This window comes from Corynebacterium canis (genome assembly GCF_030408595.1).
GTDB lineage: Bacteria > Actinomycetota > Actinomycetes > Mycobacteriales > Mycobacteriaceae > Corynebacterium > Corynebacterium canis.
This window is the reverse complement of the sequence record NZ_CP047080.1, coordinates 2,358,761-2,381,353: the sequence shown is the minus strand read 5'-3', so window position 1 is coordinate 2,381,353 and position 22,593 is coordinate 2,358,761. Positions and strand designations below refer to the sequence as shown.

Below are 22,593 nucleotides of genomic sequence, written 5' to 3'. Positions count from 1 at the left end.
GTTTGGTGTTTACACCCCGCAAGGGGTAGGCTTCGAAAGTCGCAGTTTCAGGCGGGGTTCGGCCCTGCCGTGGAGCTCAAATGCAGTAAGACAGTAAATTCAGGCCACTGCTTGTTTGAAGTGCGGTGCCTGATCCGAGTTTATAGATAAAGGGGTAGCCCTCCTATGTACGCGATCGTCAAGACCGGCGGCAAGCAGTACAAGGTTGCCGAAGGTGACCTCGTCAAGGTCGAGAAGATCGAGGGTGAGCCGGGTGCGTCCGTGGCTCTCACCCCGGTTCTGCTCGTCGATGGCGCCGATGTGACCACCACCGCTGACAAGCTCGCAAGTGTGAGCGTTAACGCCGAGATCGTCGAGCACGTTAAGGGCCCGAAGATCCGTATCCTGAAGTACAAGAACAAGACCGGTTACAAGAAGCGCCAGGGTCACCGTCAGCCCCTGACCGTTGTCAAGGTCACCGGGATTTCCAAGTAAAAGCCGGTAGGCTGAACATATTTTCCAAAGGAGGGAAATAGACAATGGCACACAAGAAGGGCGCATCCAGCTCTAACAACGGTCGCGATTCCGAGTCAAAGCGCCTTGGCGTGAAGCGATTCGGTGGCCAGCAAGTCAAGGCCGGCGAAATCCTCGTCCGCCAGCGTGGCACCAAGTTCCACCCGGGTGAAAACGTAGGCCGCGGCGGCGACGACACCCTCTTCGCACTGAAGGCCGGTGCCGTGCAATTCGGCGTGAAGCGCAACCGCAAGGTAGTAAACATCGTAGAAACCGAAGCAGTTTCCGCGTAACTTACACATACAAAAACGCCGCCCCGCTGCGTGAAACCGCGCATCCGGGGCGGCGTTTTTGTGTTCGAACGGTGGTGGGTTAGCGGAGGGGGTAGCCGGTGACGGGACCGGCGGTATTGGGCTGCCAACCGAGGGCGGGGGCGACGTGATCGGCGAAATTCTTCAGGATATTGAAGTTGATGTCTGGGCCGAGCTGATTCGGGATGGTGAGCATGAGGGTGTCCGCGGACATGACCGCGGCATCATTGCGCAATTGTTCGATGAGCTTGTCGGGCTCGGCGGCATAGGTGCGGCCGAACGTAGAGGTGAAGCCGTCGATGCTGCCGATCTGGTCATTGCTCTGCGCGTGCTGGCCAAAGAACTGGTGGTCCTCGGCCGTGACTAGGGGGAAGATCGTGCGGCTGACGGAAACGCGCGGGGTGAAATCGTGGTTCCACGCCTTGCGGAAACGTTCGATCTGCTCGGCCTGGAGGTCGGCGAAAGCCGCGCCGTGAGTCTCCGTAAGCAGGGTGGAGCTCATCAGGTTCACGCCCTTTTCCGCGGCCCACTCGGCCGTTTCGCGGGTGCCGGCGCCCCACCAGATGCGTTGCCGCAGGCCGGGGGAGTGCGGCAACACCGGCAGCTTGAGGCCCGCGCCATAATGGGCGGGATCCGCCGCGGCGAGGCCTTTGCCGGAGACCGCTTCGAGAAAACGATCGAATTTGTCGCGGGCTATATCGGCGCCGCGCGGGTCGCGCGAGCCCGTGTAGCCGAAGGCCTCCCAACCCCGCAACGCCTCCTCGGGCGACCCCCTGGAAACGCCGAGGGCCACGCGGGCGTCGGCAATGTAATCGAGCGCCGCAGCTTCCTCGGCGAGGTACAACGGGTTTTCGTAGCGCAGGTCAATGACGCCGGTGCCAACCTCAATGTGCTTGGTGCGCGCCGCCACCGCCGAAAGCAATGGCATCGGGGAGGCGCCTTGGGTGGCGAAATGGTGCACGCGGAAATAGGCGCCGTTCACGCCGATCTTATCCGCACGTTCCGAAAGTTCGATGGCGTCGTGGAGTACTTCGCGGGGGCCGGGTTTGCGTCCCGGGGCCATGCTGTAATGGCCGAAACTTAAAAATCCAAATGCCTTCATACCAGATATAACTATGTTGACGGATCACCCATTCCCGGGTGGTTTGCAATGCATTGGAATGATACTATTAAGCGCTTTAGTAGATAGAGAAATAGGGAAGCTCATGTCTCGCTTTGTTGACCGCGTTGTGCTCCACCTGTCGGCCGGTGACGGCGGGAACGGCTGCGCCTCCATCCATAGGGAAAAATTCAAACCGCTCGGCGGGCCTGACGGCGGCAACGGCGGACACGGCGGCGACATTATTTTGGAGGTCAGCCCGCAGGTGCATACGCTGCTGGACTTCCACTTTCGCCCGCATATGAAAGCCCAACGCGGCGCCAATGGGGCGGGCGACCACCGCAACGGCGCGCGCGGGCAAAACCTTGTGCTTCAGGTGCCGGCGGGGACCGTGGTGATGAGCGAACAAGGCGAAGTGCTGGCAGATATGACCACCGAGGGCATGCGCTATATCGCCGCTGCCGGCGGGCACGGTGGGCTTGGCAACGCCGCGTTGGCCAGCCGCGCAAGGAAAGCCCCGGGATTCGCACTCAAAGGCGAACCGGGGGAACGCCACGATGTGATCCTAGAACTCAAATCCATGGCCGATGTCGGGCTCGTGGGCTTCCCCTCGGCGGGCAAATCCTCGCTGGTGTCCGCGCTATCCGCCGCGAAGCCGAAGATCGCGGATTACCCATTTACCACCCTGCAGCCGAACCTCGGCGTGGTCAACGTTGGGCACGATACCTTTACCATCGCCGACGTGCCCGGCCTGATCCCCGGCGCCTCCGAAGGCAAGGGGCTCGGGTTGGACTTCCTCCGGCACATCGAACGTACGGCAGTATTGGCGCACGTGGTGGATGCTGCGACGCTGGAATCGGGCCGCGACCCCATTTCCGATATTGAGGCGCTGGAGGCGGAACTCGCCGCATACCAATCCGCGCTGGATGCCGATACCGGGTTGGGCGATCTGCGGGACCGGCCGCGGGTGATCATCCTGAACAAGGCGGACGTGCCGGAGGCCCGCGAGCTCGCCGAATTCGTGCTGGAAGAATTGCAGGAAAAATTCGGCTGGCCGGTGTTTATTATCTCTACCGTCGCCCGCCAGGGGCTGGAGCCGCTGAAGTATAAGCTCATGGAAATCGTCGCGGAACACCGCCGCAACCGGCCCAAACAAAAGGCCGAACAGCGGACGATTGTGCGGCCGAAGGCCGTGGCCGGGCAGCGCGAATTTGTTATCGAAGCGGACCCCGAGATCCCCGGTGGATTTCTGGTGCGCAGCGAAAAAGCTGAGCGGTGGATCCGGCAAACCGACTTTGAAAACGACGAGGCCATCGGCTACCTCGGCGATCGCCTTGCCAAACTCGGCGTGGAGGAAGCCTTGGCGAAGGCGGGCGCCCAGGAAGGTTGCACCGTCACCATCGGAGAGCTGTCCTTTGAGTGGGAGCCGACGACCATCGCGGGCGTGGATACGCCCCTTACCGGTAGGGGAACGGACGTGCGTTTGGAGCGCAGGGAACGCACCTCCGCATCCGAACGTAAGCGCGCATCGCAGGTGCGGCGCGGCTTGATCGACGAATACGACTACGGCGACGGGCAAGTCGCGGACCGCGAGCGCTGGGAAGGCTAGCCGATGATTCGGCCTTGGCCGTAAAGCGTGGCTACATGTTTGATAAAGCAGGATGGTTGCTGGCAGGTAATCCCCGTGGTAGCGTCCATAATTAAAGCCTTTGGTAGAGGGTTTGTTTAATCACGTAACCCTCTACCAAAGGCTTTGTTGTATGTGGTGGCACGCCACCGCGCGAAAGGTGTTCTTATTCGCTCAGGCAAGCCTTGCGAATAAAGCCCCTTATCTACCTGCACTTTTTCGTGAGCCATTGAGCGTGCCGAACAATTTTTAAAGGTCAGCGACGATGAATGAAAAAGAATGTACGGATAATGATGTGCTTTTAAAGTGCGATGATGTCGGTATGGTTTTCGGGGAGAAGGTTGCGCTGAACGCGGTTTCGTTTAGGGTGCGGCCTGGGGAAAAGATTGCGCTGCTGGGGCCGAATGGTGCGGGAAAATCCACGCTGATTGAAACGCTGTGCGGGTTGCGTTTACCAACCACCGGCACTGTTTCGTTTATGGGTACCCGCCCGACCAGCGATCCGCACCACCTTAAAGAGCGGGTGGGGTTCATGTTGCAAAAGTGGACCGACCACGGTGAATGGACCGTTGAAGAATTTTTGACCTACCTCCGCTCCGCCTACGAATCGGCAACTGTGAATCGCTGTGAAACCCTTGTCCAACAGCTCGGGCTAGGCGAAATGATGCGGCGGCGGTTGGCCAAACTATCCGGCGGTGAACGGCGCCGGGTGGATGTTGCGGCGGCACTTATGGGGGATCCTGACGTGCTGATTCTAGACGAACCCACCGCCGGGTTTGATGTGAGTATGCGGCGTAAATTCCACGGCACCCTGCAATCCCTCACCAACGAAAAAACGGTGATTTGGGCTACGCACGATTTGGTGGAAGCGGAGGCCGTTTGCAACCGGATTATTTTGCTGAATCACGGGGGAATTGTTGCTGATGGCAGCCCGAGCAGCCTTAGGGAAAAGTTTGAGGGTTATTCAACCGCTGGGGTTTTGCCGGGTGGACTTTCCGACCTCAATACCCCCGAACATAGCAAAGGCGATACAAGGTTCCGCATAATGAATCTATGACAAAACAAAACACAAATGCCTTGTACCGCTGGGCCAATACTAGCAAATGTTCGACTGATGAGATTATCGCGCTAGCCAACGACATCGAAACCGCAGGTTATACACATCATTGCCCCCTTAGTTTGGGGTTAGTCAGTAGCCTGGAATGCGCTTTGGTCTACTACTGGAGCGAAAATCTCCCGCAACGTGTGATCGCCACGATCTATGGGGTGTCCCAACCCACGATTTCCCGCGCCATCAACGCAGTCCTTGACCTTCTGGAACGCTTTCTCCCAACCGCACCAACCGTGGAAGACCTCGTACCAACGCGCCATCGCGTCCTCGATGGGACATTGGTCCCATGCTGGTCATGGAAAGGGCAACAACAGTTGATCAGCGGCAAACGCAAAGCCACCGGCCACAACCTCGCAGTCTTGACCGACCAGAACGGCAATATCGAGTACATCAGCCCGCCAATGCCTGGGAGATCTCACGATAAGCGCATCGCAGATAAGCTGGGCATCACCACCGTGTTGCCAGGCGACTATGTCACCGCCGACCTTGGGTACGTAGGTACTGGTTTTGACATCCCCCAGAAACGCAACAACGGGCAAAAGGTTCTCGAACCCTGGCAGCAGCGCTTCAACAACGCTCTTGCATCCATCCGCTGGGTCGTCGAACAAGCAATCGCCCACATCAAAAACTGGCGAATACTTCACACCGACTGCCGATTACCCATAGCCACCACGAAGCGCACAATACAAACCCTTACCAAGCTATTCTTCTACAGAAACCCCTGAATAACCTTCTTTGATAGCGGTACGCGTGTTTCGTGGGTGGACGCGCAGGGAGATTACCGGGAAACGTGGACCGCTGATCCGATACCTATGTTGCGTGAATTGTTGAGCACGCCGATCCGAGATCTGGAGGTGCGGCGTAGTTCTCTGGAAGACCTGTACCTGGAAATAGTTAAGCCCAAAAACTGACAGCAGGTGGTGATTGCAATGAGCATTGGAACTCAATCAAAAACCACGCGACGCGCCAAACAACTGGTTAAAAGCGCCGTTGTTCGCAGCGGCGTGGAAATCCGCCACAAATTTCGTCCGCTGGCGATTGTGCTGATTGTGGTTGCCCCGGCGGCGCTGTTTGGATTTCTCCTGTACTTTCGAGGAGACCTGCCGGGTGATGATTCCGCCTATGGCACCGTTATGGCCTCCCTACCGGCGATTTCGTTGTCTATGACGGGGATGCTGACGGTATCTTCGCAGATCATGGTTGATCAGGAAAACGGCACAATTTTGCGCGCAAAGGTTCTGCCGTACGGTATGTCGAGCTATATTGCCAGTAAGATCTCCGCCCTGTTTTTGGCCAATTTTCTTACGGTGTTGTTGCTTTTTCTGGTCATGTATTTCTTCTCTAATGTTGAGGTTGGTGACCCAGCACGTGTGTTCCTTTTGGTGTTCCCGCTGTCATTGTTTGTGATGTTGTGTGTGGCGCCCATTGGGGTGTTGTTGGGCGCGATTTCGCCAAGCCAATTGTGGATGTTGCCGGTGATGTTTGTTGGGTACCTTATTTTGTCTATTTCGGGTGTGCTGTTTCCGATTGATTTTCTGCCGGATGCTGTAGCCGCAGTGGCGAAGGTGTTCCCGATTTATTGGCTTGGTGAGATTACTCGTCCGCTTCTTGCTCCAAACGTGTTTGGTTCGGTCGAGTACAAATCGTTGCTGGTGCCTGTGTTGTGGTTTGTTGGCGGTTTGGCGTTTGCCCCGCGTGCGCTTTCCGTTCTCTCGCGCCGTCAGTCGGGCAGCCGGCTGGCACAAATCCAGGGGCGTCGTTTGCGGCAGGGGTATTAGCCGTGTGCATTACCATATACCCATGAGTTCTATGTTGCCGGTGACGCCGTATTTGTCTGATCAGTCCAAGCGTAAGACGTCCAACGGCGTTCCGGGGAGTTTGCGGGAACGTATTTCCCAAGCCAAACGTATCGTGGTCAAGGTGGGTTCTTCGTCGCTTACGGGTCCTGGTTTTGTGGTGGACCCTGCACGAATTGACGCGCTTGTCGACGCCGTTCAAACACGCATGTCAGCCGGCTCCGACGTTGTTGTTGTGTCCTCCGGCACGATCGCGGCGGGTATGGCGCCGTTAGGCTTGACGCAGCGGCCGGTGGATCTTGCCACCAAACAGGCCGCGGCGAGCGTGGGTCAGGTGCACCTAGCCCATGAGTGGGGGCGTAGCTTTGGCCGTTATGGCCGGGTTACGGGCCAGGTGTTGCTTACCGCGGGTGATGCGGGTCGCCGCGATCGAGCCCGCAACGCGCAGCGAACAATTGAGCGATTGCGGCAGTTGCGTGCGGTGCCGATTGTGAATGAAAACGACACAGTGGCTACCACCGAGATGCGGTTCGGCGATAACGATAGGCTTGCGGCGATTGTCGCTCACCTTATTACCGCCGATGCGTTGATCCTGCTCTCCGACGTGGACGGGCTGTACGATAAGAACCCCGCCGAGCCGGATGCGCGCTTTATTGCGGAGGTGCGCGACGGCAACGATCTTAAAAACGTGGTCGCTGGCGACGGTGGCATCGTGGGCACCGGCGGCATGGCTTCGAAAGTATCTGCGGCTCGGTTGGCGTCTCGCTGCGGCATTCCGGTGCTGCTTACCTCCGCCGCAAGCATCACCGATGCCTTGGGTGCGGCAGAGGTGGGTACTGTGTTTTATCCAAAGAAAAACCGCTTGTCTGCGTGGAAGTTCTGGGCATTGTACGCCGCCGACGTCGCTGGCACATTGCGTATCGACGCCGGCGCGGTCACCGCAGTAACCAGCGGCGGGAAGTCACTGCTCGCCGTGGGCATCGAAAGCCTCGAAGGGGAGTTCCAATCTGGTGAGATTGTAGAGATTATGGGGCCTGGCGGGGAGATTATCGGCCGCGGTGAAGTGAACTATGACTCACAGTTGTTGAGCTGGATGATAGGCAAACATACGTCCGAGCTGCCTGCGGGCATGCACAAGCCCGTCGTGCACGCGGACTACCTGAGTGACTACGCCTCGCGCGCCTAGCTTTGCTCGCTCATTTCCGTGAGCGGGTGGATATTGTCAAAGCCGGCTTGACGGGTCGTGATTTGGAATTCCCCGAGCGGAGTTCGGCAGATAAGCGCGGCAGTTTCCCCGGCGCACTGGACGTCGTCACGCGCAACGGTGATCGGCCCGGGCTTTGGGTTGTCCGCAAACGGTACTTGGGGGCGGGCGGTGCCAAGGTCGGACAACTCGGTGCCTATGCGGAACTGGCCGCTCAGCGCGTCCTTGGTTTTCGCGCCGCAGATGATAAACGTGGGGTCCTCGGTAATCCGCTGGTTGCTGGGGATAAAACATGCGAGCTGTCCGCCATCCGGGTCCCGCATCGCAAACTTGTGCCCACGCATGCCGGCGAATTCGGTGAGCACCCCGCCGTGCGGTTCCATCCTGGTGTTCGTGGTGTACAACTCGCCGGACGCCGTTTCCATGCGTTCCCCATCGCCGCGGAAGAAATGCCGTTTCCCCTTCGCGCGAATCGAACACTCGAGTGCCTTTTCGGTGACGGTGCACTGGGCGGGTCCACGTTCAATACGCGCGCCGACGGGTAGGATTGCCGGCTGAGGTTTCTCGTCGGCAGGCTGCTGGCGTTCCTCGTGCTTTACCCCGTTTGGGGTGAGCTTTACCTGGTGTTTTCCCTCCCGGCATTCGATGTGGGAATCCTTGATGGTGCAGCTATGCCCGAATCGGGTGAGGAACTCATTGCCGTGAAAGTCTACCGTCACCGGGCTTGCGGCGGCGGTTGAGGTGCTTGCCGGGCTCGCCTGAAGGGGCGCGCTACATGCGCCGATAAACACGATACTGGCGGCTATCACAAGGGTGGGGCGCATGAGCTTTGGTCCTTTCTATAACTACACCCTCCAGCGTATCTGCCAACCGGGTCCGGTGGGGCGCACGCTACACTTGTGCCCATGAGTGACGCGCGACAACAACAACGGGACGAGGTGCTGGCCAAGGCGCGCGCCGCCAAAGCCGCCAGCCGAGTGATAGCCACGTTAACCACCGACGTGAAAAACAAAGTGCTGTACGCCGCCGCGAAGGCGCTGGAACAGCAAAGCAGCCGGATTTTGGGGGCGAATTCCCAGGATATAGCGGCAGGCAGGGAGGCCGGATTCCCGGATTCCCTGATAGATAGGTTGGCGCTCACGGAAGAGCGCATCGTCGGCATCGCCGGCGGATTGCGCCAAGTGGCGGCCCTGCCGGACCCAGTTGGAGACGTGCTGGCCGGTAAAACCCTGCCCAATGGAATTCGCATGCAGCAAGTTCGGGTGCCGCTCGGGGTGATGGGCATGGTGTATGAGGCGCGCCCGAACGTCACGGTGGATGCCTTCGGGTTGGCCTTAAAATCCGGCAATGTCGCCCTGCTGCGCGGCTCGAAATCGGCCAAGCATTCGAATACTGTGCTGGTGGAAATCCTGCAAGAAACCCTAGCCAAGCACGATCTACCGCAGGCAGCCGTGCAATTGCTGCCCTGCGAAACGCACGATAGCGTGCAAGATTTAATTACCGCCCGTGGCCTCGTGGACGTGGTTATTCCCCGCGGCGGCGCCGGTTTGATCAACGCCGTGGTGTCCAAAGCGACGGTCCCGACAATTGAAACAGGCACCGGTAACTGCCACTTTTATATCGACCATGATTGCGATCTCGACGAGGCCATTGGGCTATTACTTAATGGGAAGACACGCCGCGTCAGCGTGTGCAATGCCACCGAAACCGCCCTGCTCGATGCCGCGCTTGATGACGCTGCAAAGCTCAAAGTTGTGGAATCGCTGCAGGCAGCAGGGGTGACGGTGCACGGGGACGTCGAAAAGCTCGAAGCGTTTGGTGCGGAAAACGTGGTGGCAGCTGCGGAAACGGACTGGGCGGAAGAGTACCTTTCGATGGACATCGCGGTGCAAATCGTCGCCGGCGTCGAGGGGGCAATCGAACACATTGCGGAATGGAGCTCTGGGCACACCGAAGGCATCTCCACGCGCAATATCGCCACCGCGCAACGCTTCGCGGATGGCGTGGACTCCGCAGCGGTGATGATCAACGCCTCCACGGCCTGGACCGACGGGGAGCAATACGGGTTCGGTGCGGAAATCGGCATTTCAACGCAGAAGCTGCACGCACGGGGGCCCATGGCGCTTCCCGAACTTACGTCCAGTAAATGGGTGCTCACTGGCAATGGTCACATGAGGCCATAAAAGTTTGCTGAAACCTCTAGCCTCATGCGCTGCGGGCGCGATACCCTCGGCCTCGGCACGAACCTTCAATCCCGAGTGGAAGGACGAGGAATGCGCACACACGGCGAAACCACCAAGGAAACTCGGCAGGGAATCCGCATCTTCACGGTGCTTACTGGCATGACCGCCGCCGGGACGCTCGCCTGGCACTTCGTAAAAATGTTCGTAGCCGGCGGGGGTTTGGGGGTGGTGGCGACAAACCAAGATTATGTGCTCGCCGCCGCGCTCTTTGGGGTGTTCCTCGGGGGCATTTACCCCGGATTTCTGGGCAGGCAAAGCCTCGGCGGCACCGTAGCGATGTGGGTTTGCGCCAGCCTGCCGCTGGGTACGATGCTGGGGCTGAGCGTGGCCTATATTATTTGGCTAATTGGTTAGGGTGGGGTGGTTGGGCTAGGTGGGGTGGGTTTGTCGGGCTAGGTGGGTGGGCTTGTTGGTTGGCTTGTTGGGTTGGGTTTGTCCGCGCGCTCGCTGCCAAGGCGGTGTTGCGGAGGGTACCTTGGCCTGATGGGGATAGGTTGTGTGCTGTGCATGAAATTTTTTACACCAGAATCGCGGATCTGGTGTAATTTTCATCATCTGGGGCTGGCTGGGGCCGCCGCCGCGATATGTTTTACACAGATTTCTGGATTTTGATGTAAAAAATATCGGTAGACACCGTTCAACTCCTGGCGTGCCGATAGGTTGTGGACGGCCTACCATGTTAAAATGGCGCGATTATTGAGGCGCAGTAATGGTCCAACAAGGGTAGCGAATTTCAAGGCCGCAGAATGGCTGCTATGACGGATCGTTTAAAGAGTTCAAAATTTATATGTGCATCACTATTGTCTTGGTGGCGAATGAAGCGCTTGGATTGGGTGTCGCCTAGTGTCAGTCCGTCAAGGTTTTGCTGTAGTCGACTGCGGGAGTTAGGGAGCGCCTCGGTCGCTATGGATTTATCACATAATTGCGGTGGCTTGCCGATGGTTGGCGTGCTGGGCCGGGAAACTGCGTGCATATCGTGTCGAATGGGGTGTTCGGCAGCCAATGGGATAGGTTGTGTGCTACGCATGAAATTTTTTACACCAGAATCGCGGATCCGTACCTTGCCATTGAAGATGTGAACTTTCGGAAGCTTCCCCGTGATGGTCATGGGGATGAGGAAGGAAGGTTCAAGATGTCTGTACAGATCCCTCCGGTAGATCCGGACCGGACGTTTACTGCGGAGCAGCGCCGGGAGATCGTGTTGGCCCATGCGGAGACCAAGCATGGTCTGAAGGGAGAGTTCCTCCGGGCGGCCGGGGTGACGCCGCGGCAGTTGTATTTGTGGCGGCGGCAGCTTGCGGCGGGCACGCTCGACATCGGGTTAACGCCGCGAGAAAATATTCCTATGAGTGATGAAAATATCGTGGAGTTTTCTCGGCTGACGCAGCGCAATCAGGAGTTGGAGGCGCTTAACGCCGAGCTGGGGGCGGAGCGTGCGAAGCTGGAGACCGAGCGCGCGAAGTGGGAGACTGCGCGCGCGAAGTGGGAAACACGTCACGCCAAATTGGAGGCGCGGATCGCTGAATTGGAAAAGGTGGTTGCGGATAAGGATGCTGCCACCACTGCGCATGCCAAGGCGGTGGAGGCGATGGGAAAAGCTATCGCCGCCATGCAAAAATATACCGATCGTTGATGCGTGGTGGCCGGAAACTTTCCCCAGAGCAGCAAGCCGATTTCGATGAGTTCGTTAAGCTTGAAGACCATATTTTAGAGTTGCTTGCGGCGGCTGGCTATACCCAAAACGGAGCGTTGAAGCTGCTTGGGCTTGCGAAAACAACCCTGTATTACCGGCGGCATCCGCGGCCGAAGAAACCACCACAACACCCGAAGGCCGCGCCGCCGAAAACGATTAGCGCCCCGGAGCGTCAACGTATCGCCGCATTGCTTCGTGACGGTCGTGAGCAGGGATTATCGGTCTATAAAATCTTTTTCAGCCATGTCGATTCCGAGGAGCCCTTGCTCGGCTCATTGCGGACGTTTTACCGCGTGAACAATGAAATCAAAACGGTGCCAGCCCCGCTGCGCCACGGCGCGCCACGGGCGCCGCAACCACCACGAATAGTGACCGCGACACGGCCCGGCGAAGTCCTGTGCTGGGATATCACCTGGCTCCCCGGATCCTTTATGACCAAGGGATTTCACCTCTACACCGTGCTGGACTTGCACTCCCGTAAAATCGTCGGCCACACCGTACAACTGCGCCAAGACAAACACATCGCCACCGACCTCATCGCCCAAGTCATCGCCGCCGAGCAGCTCAACCACACCAAGGTCCGAGTCCTGCACACCGACAACGGTGCTGTCATGACCTCCACCCAAATGCGCCAAATGCTCGACGCGAACGGCGTAGAACTCTCACTCATCCGCCCCGGCGTATCCAACGACAACCCTTTCGAAGAATCCTCCCACCGCACACTCAAACACCACCGCTACGCCTTAACCAGCTACCCCAATATCAAGGCCGCCGCCAACACCATGGCCTCCATCATCGACGCCTACAACAACCACGACCCACACAGCGGCCTCGCCGGATTCACCCCACAACAGGTCTACACCGGCGAATGGAAACCACTACTCAAACACCGCAAAGCAAAGGAAGAAATCTACTACAACACCTACCCCCAACGACGCCCACCACGATCCATGTTCCAACCACCACCAGCCACCGTCGGCATCAAAATCGGAACACCACCACCAACCCCACAAAACCAAGTACAATAAAACCAAGAACAATCAAAGAAGTTCACAACTCAATGGCACGCGGCGATCTGGTGTAATTTTCATCATCTGGGGCCGCCGAGGGCCGCTGCCGCGATATTTTTTACACAGATTTCTGGATTTTGATGTAAAAAATATCGGTAGACACCGTTCAACTCCTGGCGTACCGATAGGTTGTGGATGGCCTACCATGTTAAAATGGCGCGATTATTGAGGCGCAGTAATGGTCCAACAAGGGTAGCGAATTTCAAGGCCGCAGAATGGCTGCTAGGGCGGCACTCTTAAATTGATCAAAACATATGGTTGTATATGCCCCACCGAGCCGGAGCCGATGTGTCTCAGAACTAGGTGCGGCGGGCGTCGCCCTGTCGGGTCTGGCAGCGTTTCTAGTGCTGTCAAACGCGCGGGCACCGGCCGCGCAGAAGTGCAGAACACATCCCGTCGCTTTGGCGCGTTTGGCTCCGCACCGTGTGAGGGTCCGCACCGCGTGTGGCTCCGCACCGTGTGTGGGTCCGCACATTCGCGGGTGGCCTGTGGCCCGCGCGGCAGGGGTACAATGCCAGCTATGCCTTTTCCGAATACCGAGGGACCGCTGTCCCGTCCGGCCGCCACCCCGCGGCGCGTCGGCATTATGGGCGGTACGTTCGATCCGATCCATAATGGGCACCTCGTCGCGGGCTCTGAGGTGGCGGATCGGTTCGGGTTGGACCTGGTGGTGTTTGTGCCCACGGGGCAACCGTGGCAAAAGGCGGACCGGCAGGTCACTGCGGCTGAGCATCGTTACCTGATGACGGTGATCGCCACGGCGTCGAACCCGCGTTTTCACGTGAGCCGCGTGGATATTGATCGCGGCGGGCCGACCTATACCGTGGATACCCTTCATGACCTGCGGAAGGTGTATCCTAACGCGGAGCTGTACTTTATTACCGGTGCGGACGCGCTGGCGAAGATCGTCACCTGGCACAACTGGGAACATATGTTTGAACTAGCGCATTTTGTCGGAGTGACGCGGCCGGGGTACGAACTCGCGCACGATCTCCCCGTGGAGCAGGGGAGTAGGGTGTCATTGGTGGAGATCCCGGCGATGGCGATCTCGTCTACGGATTGCCGGGTGCGCGCAGCCGCCCGTCGCCCGGTGTGGTACTTGGTTCCGGACGGGGTGGTTCAGTACATTGCCAAGCATCGCCTGTATCAACACGCGGTGTCGCGTGACTAGCTTCAACCAGGTTTCTTGTGGGAGACTTGACCGGTAACCAAAACTATAAGGACTAGTGTGACTGCTTCTGATTACTCTCTTTCGTTGGCTCGCACTGCCGCGCTTGCGGCGGATGATAAGCGCGGCCAAGAAATCGCGGTGATTGACGTCTCGGATCAGCTGATTATTACTGATTGCTTCGTCATTGTTTCCGCCGATAACGAACGCCAGGTGAGCGCGATTGTTGACGAGGTGGAGGATAAGCTGCGCGAATTGGGGGCGAAGCCCGTGCGCCGTGAGGGGGTCCGCGAAGGCCGCTGGGCGTTGCTCGATTATGGCGATGTGGTGATCCACATTCAGCGCAAGGAAGAACGTGAGTTCTATGCGCTTGATCGCCTGTGGCGCGATTGTCCCCTCGTGGATATTGCGGGGATCGATACTCCCGTTCGCCCTGAGGCGTGGGCGGGTGACGTGGACGTGCGGAACGTGGCGTCGATAGACGAAATTCCGTTGGCGGATAAAGAGCCGGATGCGGACGAGCTGTGAGGCGCCTCTATTTATTGCGCCACGGGCAAACGGAGTATAACGCCAGCCGCCGAATGCAGGGGCAGCTGGACACTAAGCTCAGCGAATTCGGTATCGAACAGGCTTACAATGCCGCCCGCTACCTCTCGCAGAAGAACATATGCGCGATTTTATCTTCGGACCTGAGCCGCGCTTACGACACTGCGCTCGAGGTAAGTCGGCTTATCGACGTCCCGGTGGTCACCGATCCGCGGCTTCGTGAAACGAACCTGGGGCAATGGCAGGGGCAACGCCACAAGGATGTGGACGCTAAGTATCCGGGCGCCCGCGCGCGGTGGCGTCACGATGTGACTTGGGCCCCGCCGGGTGGGGAAACCCGGTTGGAGGTCGCCGCCCGCGCCCGCGAAGTTGTGGACGAACTGATGCGCGATCTGCCCGAGTGGGAGGATCGTGCGGTGCTTATCGTTGCCCACGGTGGAACCATCAGCGCATTGACCGCCAGCCTGCTGGGGTTGACCAAAAACGAGGACTACATCATGTTTTCTGGGCTGAAGAACACATGTTGGGCGCGGCTCACCGCGCGGCCTCGCTATTATGACGGTAGCCTTGATGCTGACGGCGAAGGCGATCCCGTGGTTGCTGACGCACGTTTTGACGAAACCAATATCCACGACCCCCAGTGGTATCTCGATGGCTGGAATATGGGTGTGGCGCTAGGTTTGGAACTCGACCGCTAGATCAATTTGTGAAGGGGCCGAAGTGGCTGTTCGCGTAGTCACCGACTCATCCGCCTGCCTGCCCGAAGCCGTGGCGGAAAAATTTGGCATCACCGTTGTGGATCTGCACGTGGTACAGACGGGAGGGGATCGTTCTACCTCGGGATTGAATCCCCTAGAACTCGTCGCCTGTTACGCCCGACAACTCGAACGCGGAGGCGACGACGGGGTGGTGGCGTTACATATCTCGAAGGAGCTTTCGGCCACTTGGTCGAATGCGGTCACGGCCGCCGGTGTGTTCGAAGGCGGGGTGCGGGTGGTGGATACGAACAGCGTTGGCATGAGCCTTGGGAAAGCCGCGATCGCGGCCGCCGAGCGTGCGCTGGCCGGAGACGATCTGGATACTTGCGCTGAGGTCGCCGTCGATGTGCTGGATCGTTCCGAAACCTGGCTGTATGTCCACCGCATCGATGAACTGCGGAAATCCGGGCGCGTGTCCGCGACCACCGCGCTGGTGTCCACCGCGCTTGCTACGAAGCCGATCATGCATTTGAACGATGGCAGGTTGGAGGTGGTGGGCAAGACCCGCACCCAGGCGAAAGCATTTACCAAAATCGTGGAGATCGTGGCCGCGAAAATCGGCGACGGCCACGCCAGTATCACGCTGGCGCAGCACGAGGCCCGCGAGGCCGTACGCAAACTCCGCGATATGCTGGTGGCAGCGTTGGGGCTGGTCGATCCCAATGAAATCGACATCATCGAAATGGAACAGGTGCTCGCGGTTCACTCCGGGCCAGGCGCGATAGCCATCACGGTGGTGATGGATGCGCCAAGCCCGACCGAGGAAACCGCTGTGTAGGTGTTGCGTCGCGGTGGGCCTAGAGGGGAGCCTTCCACGTTGCCTTATCGGTGGAGAACAGGCTAAGCGTCGGCTCGTATGTTAGGGAGTATTCGCCGGGTTCCGTGGTGTCGAAGCAGACATTTCCGGAAACGGTGCCGCCGGGGGCAAGTTTGCCGCTCTGCAGGTCGTTTTCGCCCGCGTACGTGGGTTGATCAATCACACCGCTGGGGTTCTGCAAAGACCAATCGAAGAACTGCTCGAAATTAGCCTCGCCCGATCCTTCATTCACATAGGTGATGAGCGCGCAGGAATGCGGGCCGAGGATAGGTGTTTCAATAACCTCGAAGGAGCTAACGGTGATTTTCAGGCCGTCACTGCCGTTAAAGGTATCCCCGACGCTGAGGTTATCGGCGTTTTGGGTTCCTCCGACCGCGTCGGCGTTTTGCGTTGTGCTGGTGGCCTGGCCTGAAGAAGAGGAATCACTGTTATTGACAAACGCGACTACCGCGATGATAACGCTAATGATTGTCAACAATACAAAGATGCCGACAATGATCAATCCCCATTTTAAACAGCCGCTGTTTTTCTTAGGTTGTTGCGGCATCTGACCAAAATTCTGAGGATACCCTTGGGGGTTGAATTGCGGCTGCCCTTGCGGGTATCCGGCGGGTTGCTGGGCGTTGTAGTTCGCCTGCGGAACCGCAAACGGATTGGAAGCATGAGGGAAGGAAGGCTGCTGACCTGCGGAGTTCTCGGGAGTTTCATTGGGTTCTTGTGGCGTGGTCATCGCTGCTCCTTTATCAAACAAAATGATGTATTACTGCCTTCGTATCGAACAACACAAGAATATATTAGACCCAGAATTTACTCTAGTAATAGATTTTCCTAAGATTCATTAGGGGTGAATTCTGGGGGTAATAACGTCTGATGTCTTTTGGGATTTCGCAACAGATCAGATTCGCCGCTTATTAACAATGTTGCTATTTTACAATTCCCCCAAAAGGCATAAAAATGCAGTTTTGCTAAATATAAAGAAGGGCTATCAATGTTTGAGGGTTATTCAACCGCTGGGGTTTTGCCGGGTGGACTTTCCGACCTCAATACCCCCGAACATAGCAAAGGCGATACAAGGTTCCGCATAATGAATCTATGACAAAACAAAACACAAATGCCTTGTACCGCTGGGCCAATACTAGCAAATGTTCGACTGATGAGATTATCGCGCTAGCCAACGACATCGAAACCGCAGGTTATACACATCATTGCCCCCTTAGTTTGGGGTTAGTCAGTAGCCTGGAATGCGCTTTGGTCTACTACTGGAGCGAAAATCTCCCGCAACGTGTGATCGCCACGATCTATGGGGTGTCCCAACCCACGATTTCCCGCGCCATCAACGCAGTCCTTGACCTTCTGGAACGCTTTCTCCCAACCGCACCAACCGTGGAAGACCTCGTACCAACGCGCCATCGCGTCCTCGATGGGACATTGGTCCCATGCTGGTCATGGAAAGGGCAACAACAGTTGATCAGCGGCAAACGCAAAGCCACCGGCCACAACCTCGCAGTCTTGACCGACCAGAACGGCAATATCGAGTACATCAGCCCGCCAATGCCTGGGAGATCTCACGATAAGCGCATCGCAGATAAGCTGGGCATCACCACCGTGTTGCCAGGCGACTATGTCACCGCCGACCTTGGGTACGTAGGTACTGGTTTTGACATCCCCCAGAAACGCAACAACGGGCAAAAGGTTCTCGAACCCTGGCAGCAGCGCTTCAACAACGCTCTTGCATCCATCCGCTGGGTCGTCGAACAAGCAATCGCCCACATCAAAAACTGGCGAATACTTCACACCGACTGCCGATTACCCATAGCCACCACGAAGCGCACAATACAAACCCTTACCAAGCTATTCTTCTACAGAAACCCCTGAATAACCTTCTTTGTTTCCGTTCATGTGCCCGATAAGTAAAGCGGAAACATTGGCGTTCCCCCGAGGCATAGGTTTGGCCCCCGCAGCAGCTCGCGCATGTGCGATTTTGTCGCTGCTTTGGTGCGGGGGCCAGTGTGTATCGCTTACACGGTGTGGTGGTTACAGCAGTCCGCGGTCGAGGCGGGCGTCTTCACCGATATTGCGCGGCTTTAAGCGCGTCAGCTGAGTGACGTGGTGCGGGCCGAGCTCATCGATGGTTTCTACCTGCAGCAATTGCATGGTGCGGCGCACCTGTTCCGCCAGGATTTCAATGGCACGATCGACGCCGGCTTCACCGCCTGCCATCAGGCCGTACAGGTATGCGCGGCCGATAAAGGTGAATTTGGCGCCAACGGCAAGCGCGGCGACGATATCGGCGCCGTGCATAATGCCGGTGTCCATGGTGACGTCCAGGTCCTTGCCCACCTCACGCACCACTTCCGGCACGAGGTGGAAGGGAACAGGTGCGCGATCGAGCTGGCGGCCGCCGTGGTTGGACAGGATGATGCCATCCACGCCGAGGTCCGCGAGCTTCTTGGAATCCTCCACATTCTGCACGCCCTTGACCACGAGCTTGCCGGGCCAAATGGCGCGGATTTCTTCTAGGTCGGAGAATTGGATCGAGGGGTCCATCGCCGCGTTGAGTAGCTCGCCGACTGTGCCTCCGGTGCTGGTCAGCGATGCGAAGGACAACGTTGGGGTGGTGATGAAGTCGAGCCACCACCATGGGCGGGGGATAGCGTTGAGCACGGTGCCAAGCGAAATCTGCGGCGGGATGGAGAAGCCATTGCGTTTGTCGCGCAGGCGGGCCCCGGCCACGGGCGTATCCACCGTAAAAAACAGTGTGTCAAATCCCGCTTTGGCCGCACGTTCGACCAAGCCGTAGGAGATTTCGCGCTTTCGCATCACGTACAGCTGGAACATGTTGCGGCCGTTGGGGTTGGCGGCTTTCACATCCTCGATGGAGGTGGTGCCCAATGTGGAAAGGCAGAATGGGATGCCCGCCCTGCCTGCGGCCGCGGCGCCGGCGAGCTCGCCTTCGGTCTGCATAAGGCGCGTAAATCCGGTTGGCGCAATGCCGAACGGTAGTGCGGATGGTCCGCCGAACACCTCGCAGGAGGTATCCACTTTGGATACGTCTTTCAAGATGGATGGATGGAATTCCACGTCCCTGAATGCCTGCCGGGCGCGGTTCATCGAGATCTCGTCGTCCGCGGCACCGTCGGTGTAGTCGAAGGCCGCCGCCGGCGTGCGCCGCTTGGCGATCTTGCGGAGGTCATCGATCGTTTGTGCGTCTTGCAGGCGGGCGCGCTTCAGGTTGAGGTCCAGCTTTTTGAACTTCAGTAGCTCAAAGATTTCATTCGGGTTGGGTAGTTGCCGTTTGACGTGAGCCATCGGGTTCCTTCCTTCGATGTATGTATGGGGTGAGCCGAAAGGCCCACCTAAAAACCCTGTCCATGACAGGATACCCTTACCTAAATCAATTAGGTATGTGATTTGCTTGTTAACCGCCCGAACTCCACGATTCCCGTGGCACATCACGCTTCATTTGCCCAAACGTTCGAGGGCACAGGCGACGGCGCCGCCGGTAGCGCGTGTGAAACAGGTAGCAGAATTTGGATAATTACCCTAAAATGTGCTGCAACCCACTGACTAAAGCATGGTTGGTTGTCTAGCGTAGATGTATGGCAACAGTTGCAGGCGAAAACCGCGGTCAACAGCAGGAAATCGAAGATAAACACGCACCGCCATCCTGGCTGAAGTGGGGTCTGATGTTCGCGGTCGGCGTCGGCTGCTATGTGTATTTTTCGCAATTTTGCAGGCGCCCCCAATCGGCCGTCCTATCGCTTCCGACCAGCGAAAACAAGCCCGCGTTGCCCACCCCGATTGCGTTTTGCGAACCTGTTTCGCTTGTCGACGTCGCGCCTGCCGCCCCCGCCGAACCCGCCGACTCGGCCGCACAGATTGCGGAGCCTGCGGCGGAAGATGACCCCGTCGATGAGGGGAAAATCAATATCAATACCGCCACGTTTGACATGCTGGATAGCCTGCCCGGCGTGGGTACCGTGACTGCGCACGCCATCGTGGAGTACAGGGAAGCCCACGGTGGTTTTCAAAGCCTTGATGAGCTGCGCAAGGTGCGCGGCATCGGGCAGGAGAAATTTCGCTGGTTGGAAAGCTTGGTGACCATCTAGCGCAATACCTCATTCGCGCCCCGAAGGCAAGGTTTTTGCGGTTGCTAATGCCGTGGCCTGTGGATAACCTACCAAATTCCACAGGTTTGCTCAGCGGGTTGCTTCAAACCCTGTTGCCGCTGGTCATTTGCGGTTAGCGTGCGGGGTATGGGTACGAATACACGCGATCGGTTAAAGGAATTTACGGCTCCCACCGGCGAGGAAGAGCTGTTGGATGTGGAATACCCCACACCGCGGCTTGGGGTTTCAATAAAGCAGGCGGTGATATTGGGCGTCGTTTTGGTCGCCGGGCTGGTGGGCTACGTGTTGTGGTCCCGTCCGGCCCTTACCTCCGCCCCTGAACAGGCGTTTCCTTCCGCATTGATGGCCTCCACCGCGGCGGCCGCCCCGCCGAGCGAGGCGGTGGTTTCCGTGGTGGGCGAGGTGGAACGCCCTGGTCTTGTCACGTTGGCGCCGGATGCGCGCATTGCGGATGCCTTAGCGCACGCTGGGCCCAAGCCGGAGGCGAACATCCTTGCGGTCAATCAGGCGCAGAAAGTTACCGACGGGATGCAGATCGTGGTGCCTCCGCAGGGGCAACCGGTCCCCATCCCAGGGGCACCCGGGGCGAACCCCGCCGTCCCCGGGTCGGGCTCCACAAGCCTCAACACCGCCTCTGCGGAGGAATTGCAACAACTTCCCGGAGTGGGCGAAAAGACCGCGCAGGCGATTATCGAATTCCGCGAGGCGCACGGAGGGTTCGCCAGCGTCGATCAATTGCAGGAGGTGAAGGGGATTGGATCCGCCAAGTTTGAGCAGGTAAAAGACCTTGTCACGCTATGAGCGAGCTCCGCCTCGTGCCATTGGCGGCGCTCTTGTGGGCCGCCACCGCCATGGTGGTGCTACGCCACCCCGGCGTGGCGATCGCACTGGTAATCGCATCTTCTCTCGGTGCAGTGGCGCTGCGGAGCTTCGGCCAAGCGATCCTCTTGGGGTGCGGCGGAAGCGTGGCTACGGTGATCTCCCAGCTGCGTGTGCGTGCGGTGGGCGTCGATACGCCGGAACGTCTGCGTGGTGTGATCGCCGATCATCCCAAACGTCTGAGCGATGAGTTATGGCTGCTCAAGGTCGATGACCAAGGCTACCCGGTGACGCTGCCCGTGCTGTTTCGCGGGGCTGCGCCCCCAGCGGCCGGTGCGACCGTGGAGGCGACGGTTCAGGCGCGGCCGAGCGAGCGCGCCGGGTTGGTTGCGGAGTTGCTGACGGCGCGGGATCTCACCGTTGTGGCGCCGCCGCAAGGTTGGCAGGCGATCACGGGCCACGTGCGCCATACATTCGCTCAAGCTTCCGAATTTTGGTTGGGGGCCGAGGCGCGTGGGTTGGTGCCTGGCATGGTGCTCGGCGATACGAACATGCAATCGGAGGCGGACCGGCACCTGTATATCGAAACGGGGCTTTCGCACCTCACGGCGGTCAGCGGTTCCAATGTTGCGCTGGTGGTTACCATCGTGTTTACCGCCGCGCGTTTGCTCACACTTTCGCCTCGTGTGCAGGTGTTCGCGGCGGCGGTCGCGCTGATCGGATTCCTAGGGCTTGTGGGGCTGGAGCCGAGCGTGTTGCGCGCCGGGGTGACCGGTATGGTCGGCTTGCTTGCGGTGATAAATAGTTCGAAAATGCAACCGATTCATGGCTTGAGCCTTGCGGTGTGCGGCCTTGTGTTGTGGGATAGCGACCTCGCCGTGCAATACGGTTTTGCCTTGTCGGTTGCGGCCACCGGCGGGATAGTCGCCTTGCAACCCCTGCTGGTGCCTGCCCTTGCGCGCGTAAGTCTGTTCGGACGCAGAATGCCGGATGTGGTGGTGCGCGCGCTCGGGGTGGCGATCGCGGCCGACGTGGTGACCGCGCCGATACTCGCGATGGTGACCGGCACGATCCCGCTGGTCTCCGTATTGGCGAACATACTTGCGGCCCCCGTGGTGGGTGTGATTACCGTGTTGGGGTTGGTCGCGGTGGGCTGTTCGTTATTGCCCGGCGGTTTGGAATCAATTGCGCTCTTTCTCGTGGAGCCGTGTGCGCGGTGGATTCACTTGGTGGCGGTGACCTTGCACGGGCCGCAGCTGAGCGCGCCGGTATCCTGGGTGCTGCTCGGCAGCGCGTGGATCGTATACCTGTTCTATCGAGGGTGGGGGCGCTGGGTGCTTGGCGGGGCCGCTGCGGCGACGCTGGTGTGGCTGCTGCCCGGGGTCCCGCTGGGGGATCGTCCGGAGGAAATCCCGCTCCATCAGCTCAATGTGGTAACCGAACAAAAGATCGGCGGCGATTATGAGCCACCCGCGGGGACCGATGCGGTGGTGGTGCTCGATGGCGGCGGGAAGGCCCGCGACCGCCCGACGCGTACCAAAGGCGGAGTTCCGGTGCTGTACCCGAATCGTGACGGGGAGGTGGCGCTGTATAGCGATGGCACACAACATGCGCGCGACGGCAGATTTTAGTGCACGTGTTTGATGCGATGAATTCGGGTGGTGAACGTGTCCCTAATGTGCGTGTGGAGTACTGACTTGTTTGTTTAT

23 protein-coding genes are annotated in these 22,593 nt (G+C 58.6%); 19 read left to right on the top strand and 4 right to left on the bottom strand.

Features of this window, described 5'->3' with window-relative positions:
* Window positions 1-165 precede the first annotated feature (165 nt).
* Together rplU and rpmA are read left to right on the top strand one after the other, a co-directional pair.
* Complete coding sequence (gene rplU, locus CCANI_RS10550; RefSeq protein ID WP_146324165.1) at window positions 166-474, top strand: 50S ribosomal protein L21; 309 nt, start codon at window positions 166-168, stop codon at window positions 472-474.
* A 44-nt stretch (window positions 475-518) separates the two neighbouring features.
* Window positions 519-785, top strand: coding sequence for a 50S ribosomal protein L27 (gene rpmA, locus CCANI_RS10545; protein ID WP_146324166.1), 267 nt, complete (start codon window positions 519-521; stop codon window positions 783-785).
* A 79-nt stretch (window positions 786-864) separates the two neighbouring features.
* Here the strand turns inward: rpmA and CCANI_RS10540 are convergent, their stop codons facing one another.
* Entirely contained in the window at window positions 865-1,905 is a 1,041-nt protein-coding gene (locus CCANI_RS10540) for an LLM class flavin-dependent oxidoreductase (RefSeq protein WP_146324167.1), read from the bottom strand.
* Window positions 1,906-2,008: 103 nt separating this feature from the next.
* Between CCANI_RS10540 and obgE the strand changes: the two genes are divergently transcribed.
* From obgE to proB, 5 genes are all read left to right on the top strand, one after another.
* The gene (obgE, locus tag CCANI_RS10535; RefSeq protein WP_146324168.1) at window positions 2,009-3,511 is read left to right on the top strand and encodes a GTPase ObgE; all 1,503 of its coding nucleotides are present in this window, start codon (window positions 2,009-2,011) and stop codon (window positions 3,509-3,511) included.
* A 283-nt stretch (window positions 3,512-3,794) separates the two neighbouring features.
* Complete coding sequence (locus CCANI_RS10530; protein ID WP_146324169.1) at window positions 3,795-4,586, top strand: ABC transporter ATP-binding protein; 792 nt, start codon at window positions 3,795-3,797, stop codon at window positions 4,584-4,586.
* On the top strand, window positions 4,583-5,365 hold the full coding sequence (locus CCANI_RS10525; RefSeq protein WP_290210929.1) for a transposase family protein: 783 nt from the start codon (window positions 4,583-4,585) through the stop codon (window positions 5,363-5,365). The genes CCANI_RS10530 and CCANI_RS10525 overlap by 4 nt, the downstream gene beginning before the upstream one ends.
* A 204-nt stretch (window positions 5,366-5,569) precedes the next feature.
* A complete protein-coding gene (locus CCANI_RS10520; RefSeq protein WP_146325760.1) occupies window positions 5,570-6,418 on the top strand; it encodes an ABC transporter permease in 849 nt (282 codons plus the stop codon).
* Between the two features lie 100 nt (window positions 6,419-6,518).
* Window positions 6,519-7,622, top strand: coding sequence for a glutamate 5-kinase (gene proB / locus CCANI_RS10515; RefSeq protein WP_146325765.1), 1,104 nt, complete (start codon window positions 6,519-6,521; stop codon window positions 7,620-7,622).
* On the opposite strand, the gene CCANI_RS10510 is transcribed toward proB, so the two are convergent.
* Entirely contained in the window at window positions 7,619-8,464 is an 846-nt protein-coding gene (locus tag CCANI_RS10510; RefSeq protein ID WP_146325761.1) for a hypothetical protein, read from the bottom strand. The genes proB and CCANI_RS10510 overlap by 4 nt on opposite strands.
* Before the next feature lie 81 nt (window positions 8,465-8,545).
* On the opposite strand from CCANI_RS10510, the gene CCANI_RS10505 reads away from it, so the two are divergent.
* From CCANI_RS10505 to CCANI_RS10470, 8 genes are all read left to right on the top strand, one after another.
* Complete coding sequence (locus tag CCANI_RS10505) at window positions 8,546-9,823, top strand: glutamate-5-semialdehyde dehydrogenase (protein ID WP_146325762.1); 1,278 nt, start codon at window positions 8,546-8,548, stop codon at window positions 9,821-9,823.
* A gap of 90 nt (window positions 9,824-9,913) precedes the next feature.
* The gene (locus tag CCANI_RS10500; RefSeq protein ID WP_146325763.1) at window positions 9,914-10,237 is read left to right on the top strand and encodes a hypothetical protein; all 324 of its coding nucleotides are present in this window, start codon (window positions 9,914-9,916) and stop codon (window positions 10,235-10,237) included.
* Window positions 10,238-11,015: 778 nt separating this feature from the next.
* Window positions 11,016-11,516 carry a transposase gene (locus CCANI_RS10495; protein ID WP_146325764.1) on the top strand — a complete coding sequence of 167 codons (501 nt, stop codon included), beginning with the start codon at window positions 11,016-11,018 and terminating at the stop codon, window positions 11,514-11,516.
* Window positions 11,516-12,604 (top strand): DDE-type integrase/transposase/recombinase, encoded by a 1,089-nt coding sequence (locus CCANI_RS10490; protein ID WP_290211129.1) that lies wholly within the window; start codon window positions 11,516-11,518, stop codon window positions 12,602-12,604. The genes CCANI_RS10495 and CCANI_RS10490 overlap by 1 nt, the downstream gene beginning before the upstream one ends.
* A 562-nt stretch (window positions 12,605-13,166) precedes the next feature.
* Window positions 13,167-13,817, top strand: a complete 651-nt coding sequence (nadD, locus tag CCANI_RS10485) for a nicotinate-nucleotide adenylyltransferase (RefSeq protein WP_146325775.1) — start codon at window positions 13,167-13,169, stop codon at window positions 13,815-13,817.
* A 57-nt stretch (window positions 13,818-13,874) separates the two neighbouring features.
* Window positions 13,875-14,342, top strand: coding sequence for a ribosome silencing factor (rsfS, locus tag CCANI_RS10480; protein ID WP_146325776.1), 468 nt, complete (start codon window positions 13,875-13,877; stop codon window positions 14,340-14,342).
* Window positions 14,339-15,058 carry a histidine phosphatase family protein gene (locus tag CCANI_RS10475; RefSeq protein WP_146325777.1) on the top strand — a complete coding sequence of 240 codons (720 nt, stop codon included), beginning with the start codon at window positions 14,339-14,341 and terminating at the stop codon, window positions 15,056-15,058. Before rsfS ends, CCANI_RS10475 begins: the two co-directional genes overlap by 4 nt.
* A 22-nt stretch (window positions 15,059-15,080) precedes the next feature.
* Window positions 15,081-15,896, top strand: coding sequence for a DegV family protein (locus CCANI_RS10470; protein ID WP_146325778.1), 816 nt, complete (start codon window positions 15,081-15,083; stop codon window positions 15,894-15,896).
* Window positions 15,897-15,915: 19 nt separating this feature from the next.
* Here the strand turns inward: CCANI_RS10470 and CCANI_RS10465 are convergent, their stop codons facing one another.
* Entirely contained in the window at window positions 15,916-16,686 is a 771-nt protein-coding gene (locus CCANI_RS10465) for a DUF4352 domain-containing protein (protein ID WP_290211123.1), read from the bottom strand.
* 341 nt (window positions 16,687-17,027) lie between these two features.
* On the opposite strand from CCANI_RS10465, the gene CCANI_RS10460 reads away from it, so the two are divergent.
* The gene (locus CCANI_RS10460; RefSeq protein WP_290210929.1) at window positions 17,028-17,810 is read left to right on the top strand and encodes a transposase family protein; all 783 of its coding nucleotides are present in this window, start codon (window positions 17,028-17,030) and stop codon (window positions 17,808-17,810) included.
* Between the two features lie 159 nt (window positions 17,811-17,969).
* Here the strand turns inward: CCANI_RS10460 and CCANI_RS10455 are convergent, their stop codons facing one another.
* On the bottom strand, window positions 17,970-19,244 hold the full coding sequence (locus CCANI_RS10455; protein WP_146323547.1) for an alpha-hydroxy acid oxidase: 1,275 nt from the start codon (window positions 19,242-19,244) through the stop codon (window positions 17,970-17,972).
* Window positions 19,245-19,534: 290 nt separating this feature from the next.
* Here CCANI_RS10455 and CCANI_RS10450 point away from each other — a divergent pair, with 290 nt between their 5' ends.
* From CCANI_RS10450 to CCANI_RS10440, 3 genes are all read left to right on the top strand, one after another.
* Window positions 19,535-20,044, top strand: coding sequence for a ComEA family DNA-binding protein (locus CCANI_RS10450; protein WP_146323548.1), 510 nt, complete (start codon window positions 19,535-19,537; stop codon window positions 20,042-20,044).
* Between the two features lie 147 nt (window positions 20,045-20,191).
* A complete protein-coding gene (locus CCANI_RS10445; protein ID WP_146323549.1) occupies window positions 20,192-20,866 on the top strand; it encodes a ComEA family DNA-binding protein in 675 nt (224 codons plus the stop codon).
* On the top strand, window positions 20,863-22,515 hold the full coding sequence (locus tag CCANI_RS10440; protein WP_146323550.1) for a ComEC/Rec2 family competence protein: 1,653 nt from the start codon (window positions 20,863-20,865) through the stop codon (window positions 22,513-22,515). Before CCANI_RS10445 ends, CCANI_RS10440 begins: the two co-directional genes overlap by 4 nt.
* The last annotated feature ends 78 nt before the right edge of the window (window positions 22,516-22,593 follow it).

Coding starts and splice junctions, on each gene's coding strand:
- CCANI_RS10530 (WP_146324169.1), top strand. CDS start 3,795: ATGAATGAAAAAGAATGTACGGATAATGATGTGCTTTTAAAGTGCGAT.
- CCANI_RS10450 (WP_146323548.1), top strand. CDS start 19,535: ATGGCAACAGTTGCAGGCGAAAACCGCGGTCAACAGCAGGAAATCGAA.
- CCANI_RS10445 (WP_146323549.1), top strand. CDS start 20,192: ATGGGTACGAATACACGCGATCGGTTAAAGGAATTTACGGCTCCCACC.
- CCANI_RS10500 (WP_146325763.1), top strand. CDS start 9,914: ATGCGCACACACGGCGAAACCACCAAGGAAACTCGGCAGGGAATCCGC.
- CCANI_RS10505 (WP_146325762.1), top strand. CDS start 8,546: ATGAGTGACGCGCGACAACAACAACGGGACGAGGTGCTGGCCAAGGCG.
- nadD (WP_146325775.1), top strand. CDS start 13,167: ATGCCTTTTCCGAATACCGAGGGACCGCTGTCCCGTCCGGCCGCCACC.
- rplU (WP_146324165.1), top strand. CDS start 166: ATGTACGCGATCGTCAAGACCGGCGGCAAGCAGTACAAGGTTGCCGAA.
- CCANI_RS10490 (WP_290211129.1), top strand. CDS start 11,516: ATGCGTGGTGGCCGGAAACTTTCCCCAGAGCAGCAAGCCGATTTCGAT.
- CCANI_RS10525 (WP_290210929.1), top strand. CDS start 4,583: ATGACAAAACAAAACACAAATGCCTTGTACCGCTGGGCCAATACTAGC.
- CCANI_RS10540 (WP_146324167.1), bottom strand. CDS start 1,905: ATGAAGGCATTTGGATTTTTAAGTTTCGGCCATTACAGCATGGCCCCG.
- CCANI_RS10495 (WP_146325764.1), top strand. CDS start 11,016: ATGTCTGTACAGATCCCTCCGGTAGATCCGGACCGGACGTTTACTGCG.
- rpmA (WP_146324166.1), top strand. CDS start 519: ATGGCACACAAGAAGGGCGCATCCAGCTCTAACAACGGTCGCGATTCC.
- CCANI_RS10455 (WP_146323547.1), bottom strand. CDS start 19,244: ATGGCTCACGTCAAACGGCAACTACCCAACCCGAATGAAATCTTTGAG.
- CCANI_RS10440 (WP_146323550.1), top strand. CDS start 20,863: ATGAGCGAGCTCCGCCTCGTGCCATTGGCGGCGCTCTTGTGGGCCGCC.
- CCANI_RS10460 (WP_290210929.1), top strand. CDS start 17,028: ATGACAAAACAAAACACAAATGCCTTGTACCGCTGGGCCAATACTAGC.
- CCANI_RS10520 (WP_146325760.1), top strand. CDS start 5,570: ATGAGCATTGGAACTCAATCAAAAACCACGCGACGCGCCAAACAACTG.
- CCANI_RS10510 (WP_146325761.1), bottom strand. CDS start 8,464: ATGCGCCCCACCCTTGTGATAGCCGCCAGTATCGTGTTTATCGGCGCA.
- obgE (WP_146324168.1), top strand. CDS start 2,009: ATGTCTCGCTTTGTTGACCGCGTTGTGCTCCACCTGTCGGCCGGTGAC.